Below are 5,232 nucleotides of genomic sequence, written 5' to 3' on the forward strand. Positions count from 1 at the left end.
GGAGCCGACGCGGCCGTTCGTTGCTGCCTCCGGCACCGAGCCGGCGCGCACCGCACGGCCCGTCACCCCCCCCTCGACCGGGACGCCCCCCCCGCCCACGGAGCCGGTGCGTCCCTTCGGCGGACTCAGCTCGGAGACGGCGAAGGCCTTCGCGGCCCACACCCCCGCCCCCGCTCCGGAGACGCGGCCCTTCGCGCGCCCGGAGCCCGGGGTGCAGGCACAGCGCGTGCTGCTGGTGGATGACAGCCGCTCCATCCGCACGCTGCTGAAGATCTACCTGATGGCGCGCTCCTTCGAGTACATCGAGGCCGAGTCGGCCGAGGCGGCGCTGAAGGTGCTGGACGGGCAGCCGGTGGATCTCATCCTCACCGACTTCCACATGGACGGGATGAACGGGGCGGACTTCGCGGCGACGGTGCGTGCCAACCGCAACGCGAAGGTGGCCAAGATTCCCATCCTGATGATGACGGGCGATGCGAACGCCGCCGAGGTCCGCAACAAGGGCCAGAAGGCGGGCATCAACGCCTTCGTGCGCAAGCCGGTGAGCTGCGCCCAGCTCATGACGCTGGTGGACACCATCCTCCCGCTCCCGAAGAAGGGCTGAGCCTCGAGCCGGTGGAGCACCGCCTCCCCTGCGTGAGGGAGGCGGGCACGCCGAGCACCCCCAGGCGGAGTGGAACCCCGGCCCTCAGGAGACCGGGAGGGCGGCCGCGGCCCGCGCCCGCCGCTTGCGCAGCGCCTCGACGAGACGGACGGCGAAGAGCAGCCCCAGCACCGCGCCATACACGAGCGGCTCGGTGAGGTCCTTCTTCACGCGCCAGGCGAAGTGCACCACGCCCAGCGAGGCCGCCACGTAGGCCAGCCGGTGCAGCCGCTGCCAGACGGGGAAGCCCAGGCGACGCACCATGCGGTTCGTGCTGGTGACGGCCAGCGGCACGAGCAGCACCAACGCGAGGAAGCCCACGGTGATGAAGGGGCGCTTGGCGATGTCCTCGAGGATGATGGGGAAGTCCAGCCCCTGATCCACCACCGAGTACGTGAGGAAGTGCAGCACGGCGTAGGCGAAGCCCAGCAGGCCCAGCAGCTTGCGCACGCGCGGGGGCCACGTCCACCCGGCCACCACCTTGAGCGGCGTACACGCGAGCGAGGCCACGAGGAGGATGAGGGCGAGCATCCCCGTCTGGTTGAGCACGCGCTCGATGGGGTTGGCGCCGAGGGTGTCCCGCCAGAAGCCCAGGGCGAGGAGGACCAGCGGGGAGAGGCCGCCCACGAGGACGGCCGGCTTGAGCCAGGGGTACGGAGGCGAGGCCATGGTCAGAAGTTGCGGCTCAGGTCCATGCCCGCGTAGAGGCTGGCCACCTGCTCGGCGTAGCCGTTGAAGGGCAGCGTGGGACGGCGGCGGAGCTCACCGATGCGGCGCTCGGAGGCCTGGCTCCAGCGAGGGTGGGCCACCTCGGGATTCACGTTGGCGAAGAAGCCGTACTCGCGAGGGTTGGACTTGTTCCAGGTGGTGGGCGGCTGCTTCTCGGTGAGGGTGATGCGGACGATGGACTTGATGCCCTTGAAGCCGTACTTCCACGGCACCACCAGCCGCAGCGGCGCGCCATTCTGGTTGGGCAGCACGCGGCCGTAGAGGCCCACCGCGAGCATCGTGAGCGGGTGCAGGGCCTCGTCCAGGCGCAGGCCCTCGACGTAGGGCCAGTCCAGCACGGGGTACTTCTGGCCGGGCATCTGCTCGGGGTCCTTCAGGGTGGTGAAGGCCACGTACTTCGCCTTGCCCGTGGGCTCGACGCGACGCAGCAGCCCCGCCAGCGAGAAGCCCATCCACGGAATCACCATGGACCAGGCCTCCACGCAGCGCATGCGGTAGACGCGGTCCTCCAGCGGGAACCAGGACTGCAGCGTGTCCATGTCCACCCGCTGCGGCTTGTTCACCTCGCCGTCGATGACGATCGTCCACGGCCGCGGCTTCAGCGTGTGGGCGTTCTCCGCCGGCTCGCCCTTGTCGAGGCCGAACTCGTAGAAGTTGTTGTAGGTGGTGGCGTCGTCGAAGGACGTGGGCCGCTCGTCGGTGTCGTACGGACCCCGGGGCCGCTTCTTGGGGGACTCGCCCGGGGCCGCCGGCGCGGCGGGGAGGCTCGCGCCCGTCCCGGTGGGCCTGCTGCTGAGCAGCTCGAGGCCGCCTCCCACACCCGTGGCGGTGCCGGTGAAGAGGACGGCGCTCTTGATGAACTCGCGACGGCGCAGGTAGAGCGACTCGGAGGTGATCTCGGAGCTGGGGGGCTCGGGCGGCTTCTGGCGCATGGTCCCTTCATAACGCCGGAAGCGGATTTTTGGTTACAGGGAGGGCGGGGAAACCTGTCGGGCGGTGGGCTCCCCCCCGGGGGCGAGGGCCCCGGCACGGGCTCGGGCGTCCCGCATCCGCCACAGCCGCCACCAGGGGGTGGAGGGCGACTGGTGGTGCTCCCAGTGGTAGCCGAAGAAGTAGCAGGAGAGCATGGCCCACAGGTGGTTGCGCGGCAGGGAGCGCGCATGGTGGGGCGCCATGTCCGGGGTGTCCGGCCGCCGGTGGGGCACGAAGGTGCCGAAGTAGAAGAGCTGCACCGTGCCGAGCAGCGCGGGCACCACCCAGAAGGCCAGAATCCGCCACTGCGCCACGCCCAGGAGCAGCAGCAGGTTGAACTTGGCCGCCATGACCAGGATTTGAGGCCAGGTGGTGTAGCGCCGCATGAAGGTGGCGAACCACGGCCAGAAGGACTGGGTGCGCGTGGAGAAGTCCGGGTCGTCCGGGCCGGTGGGGTCGGTGTGGTGGGCGTGGTGGTTGACCACCAGACGCCGGTAGGAGAGCCCGGCGAAGAGGAAGCAGGCGACCGTGCCCACGGTCTGGTTCACCCACCGATGGCGACTCACCGTGCCGTGCATCGCGTCATGGCCGGTGATGAACAGGCCGGTGCACAGGTACGCCTGCAAGGCGATGTGCGGGTACGCGAGCGGCGAGGCGAGCGACAGGTTGGCCCCCGCCAGCAGCCAGACGAGATGGCCCATCCACGCGCCGAGGACGCTCAGCGCGATGAGGACACCCCAGGGACCTCGAGAAACCTGGCTCCGCATCGACTCCAACTCTCACCATGTACCCCCCGCCGCGCACGGGAAAACGCACGCGGCGGATGGGCGGACGACAGTCCTACTTCTTCGCCGGCTCCGAGGCCCCGCCCGCCTCCAGCGCGAGCTTCTCGGCGGTGACGTAGCGCGGCTCGATGTCCACGGGGACGTTCTCCAGCTTGTCCAGCACGCGCTTCACCTCGGGGCGCACCACGCCCATCTTCGCGAGCAGCGACTCGGCGGAGGCACGGTTGCCGGCGGCCTGCAGCTCCATGAGCTGCTTCGTCAGGGCGGTGACGGACTCGCGGATCTTCCCCGGCACCACGGCGAAGGTGCCGTCCTTGTTCACCACCACCGCGCCGGTATCCAGGAAGTGGTTGAGCTGCAGGGCAATCCCCTTGCCGTGCGCCTCGCCGATGCCGAAGCGGATGGAGCGGAACGCCGAGGCCAGGAACGTGGTGTACATGGTGCGCTCCAGCTCCTTGCCGATGACGCCCTTGTCCACGAGCTGCTGGAGGGCCCACAGGCCGGAGATGTCCGCCTTGGCCTCCTCGATGGCGCTGGAGGACGCCTGGAGCGCCTGACGCACCGTGGTCTGCTTGCCCTCCACGGTGATGTTGTGGGGCCCCAGGCCGTGCATCAGCTCGTGCATGAGGATGTGCGTGAAGAAGGCGTCGAAGGAGACGTCCTTGCGATCCTTCGGGGCCAGCGCCACCTGGGTGATGGGCAGCAGCACCCGGTTGAACTTCGCCTCCTGGACGTTCTTGAGCATCACGCGCTTGGTGCCCTTCTCGGCCGCCACGCGCTCGTCATTGGGCAGGTTGAAGGCCGCGGTCTGCACGCCACGGTTGGCGTCACCCGAGGAGAAGAGGCTGTTGACCACGCGGATGGGCGCGAGCGCCCCCAACTTCGGGTTGCGCAGCTTCGGGTCGATGGGGAGGGCGTTCTCCAGCCCCTGGAGCTCGCCGCTGAACTTCGCGAGCTTCTGCGTCTCCGCGTCATCGCGCAGGGTGATGAAGGCCTCGAAGGCGGCCTTGTAGTTGAACCACTCGTCCTCGTAGACCTCGTAGGGCCCGATGGTGGGCTCGACACTGGCGTCGAGCTCCATCCAGGCCACCTCGCTCGGGTAGTAGTCGTTGCTGAGGAAGCCTTCGGCGCGCTTGGAGAGGAAGGCCTTCAGCGTGGGCTGAGTGGTGAGCTCCGCGGCCTCGCGCAGCAGCCGCGCCGCCTCGGCGAGCTCGCCCTGGTACTCGACGCTGTAGGGGACGGCGATGAACTTGCCCGCGGTGTCGCGGCGGATGGTGGTGAAGAAGCCGGTGGCCTCGCGCTGCTGCGCCTCGGGGAGCGACTTCACCCAGGCCTCGAGGTCGGCCTTGGTGGCGCCCGCCGGGTAGAAGTTGCCGGCCTCGGGCTTGGCGGGGACGCCGGGGATGAAGGCCGCGTTGTGGTCGAGCCGGGACCAGGGGCCCTTGTTGAGGAGGAAGGCGTGCAGCCGCTCACGGCCGAGCAGGGACTCATCCTCGAGTAGGTCGAGCAGGAGCGTCTCGTTGCCGGCCCACACCTGGCGCAGGAAGAGCGAGTCCATGAGCTTCGCGGCCTGGACCATCTTCGCGAGGGCCCGGCGCTCGTTCTCGGGGAGCTTCGAGACGTCGGCCTGGATGTCGACGGGGGCGAAGCGGGCCGTGGCGCGCTTGAGCTCGGGGGCAGTGGGCATACGGGTGGACTCGGGCTGCTTCTCGGCGGCGCCAGCCGGGCTCGCGAGGAGCACCGCGGCGGCGGCGAGGGAGAGGAGTGTGCGGATCATGGCGGCCCTTTTAGCGCAGGAGAACCGCGGCGGAGCGCTCTTGAGCGGGGCGTTTCTCCGCTGGACAGTCCGACGCGTGGGCTGCCACCGTCGCCGCCATGAAGATCAAACTCAGCAGCGTCATGGTGGATGACCAGGACAAGGCCCTCAAGTTCTATACGGAGGTTCTGGGCTTCGTGAAGAAGCACGACGTTCCGATCGGGAAGTTCAAGTGGCTGACCGTCATCTCTCCCGAGGGGCACGATGACGTCGAGCTGCTTCTCGAGCCGAACGAGAACCCCGCCTCCAAGACGTACCAGAAAGCCCTTCGTGAGCAGGGCATCCCC

General features: G+C 69.2%; 6 protein-coding genes. 2 read left to right on the forward strand and 4 right to left on the reverse strand.

Translation table 11 applies throughout. The features are described 5' to 3' along the window. The coding region (locus VF697_RS30695) for a response regulator (protein ID WP_331100488.1) at window positions 1-604 on the forward strand (604 nt) is incomplete at its 5' end. Window positions 605-688: 84 nt separating this feature from the next. On the opposite strand, the gene VF697_RS30700 is transcribed toward VF697_RS30695, so the two are convergent. The 4 genes from VF697_RS30700 to VF697_RS30715 form a co-directional block, all read right to left on the reverse strand. Next, window positions 689-1,312, reverse strand: coding sequence for a protein-methionine-sulfoxide reductase heme-binding subunit MsrQ (locus VF697_RS30700; RefSeq protein ID WP_331100489.1), 624 nt, complete (start codon window positions 1,310-1,312; stop codon window positions 689-691). Between the two features lie 2 nt (window positions 1,313-1,314). Further along, the gene (msrP, locus tag VF697_RS30705; protein ID WP_331100491.1) at window positions 1,315-2,304 is read right to left on the reverse strand and encodes a protein-methionine-sulfoxide reductase catalytic subunit MsrP; all 990 of its coding nucleotides are present in this window, start codon (window positions 2,302-2,304) and stop codon (window positions 1,315-1,317) included. A gap of 33 nt (window positions 2,305-2,337) precedes the next feature. Further along, window positions 2,338-3,111 carry a fatty acid desaturase gene (locus VF697_RS30710; protein WP_331100493.1) on the reverse strand — a complete coding sequence of 258 codons (774 nt, stop codon included), beginning with the start codon at window positions 3,109-3,111 and terminating at the stop codon, window positions 2,338-2,340. Window positions 3,112-3,184: 73 nt separating this feature from the next. Further along, the gene (locus VF697_RS30715) at window positions 3,185-4,906 is read right to left on the reverse strand and encodes a dipeptidyl-peptidase 3 family protein (RefSeq protein ID WP_331100495.1); all 1,722 of its coding nucleotides are present in this window, start codon (window positions 4,904-4,906) and stop codon (window positions 3,185-3,187) included. Between the two features lie 98 nt (window positions 4,907-5,004). Here VF697_RS30715 and VF697_RS30720 point away from each other — a divergent pair. Continuing rightward, the coding region (locus tag VF697_RS30720) for a VOC family protein (protein ID WP_331100497.1) at window positions 5,005-5,232 on the forward strand (228 nt) is incomplete at its 3' end.

Origin of the sequence: Archangium sp. (assembly GCF_036388035.1) — a bacterium.
Classification (GTDB): domain Bacteria; phylum Myxococcota; class Myxococcia; order Myxococcales; family Myxococcaceae; genus Archangium.

What these genes read in the sequence shown, in the direction of transcription:
- VF697_RS30700 (WP_331100489.1), bottom strand. Translation starts at nt 1,312, where the DNA reads ATGGCCTCGCCTCCGTACCCCTGGCTCAAGCCGGCCGTCCTCGTGGGC.
- msrP (WP_331100491.1), bottom strand. Translation starts at nt 2,304, where the DNA reads ATGCGCCAGAAGCCGCCCGAGCCCCCCAGCTCCGAGATCACCTCCGAG.
- VF697_RS30710 (WP_331100493.1), bottom strand. Translation starts at nt 3,111, where the DNA reads ATGCGGAGCCAGGTTTCTCGAGGTCCCTGGGGTGTCCTCATCGCGCTG.
- VF697_RS30715 (WP_331100495.1), bottom strand. Translation starts at nt 4,906, where the DNA reads ATGATCCGCACACTCCTCTCCCTCGCCGCCGCCGCGGTGCTCCTCGCG.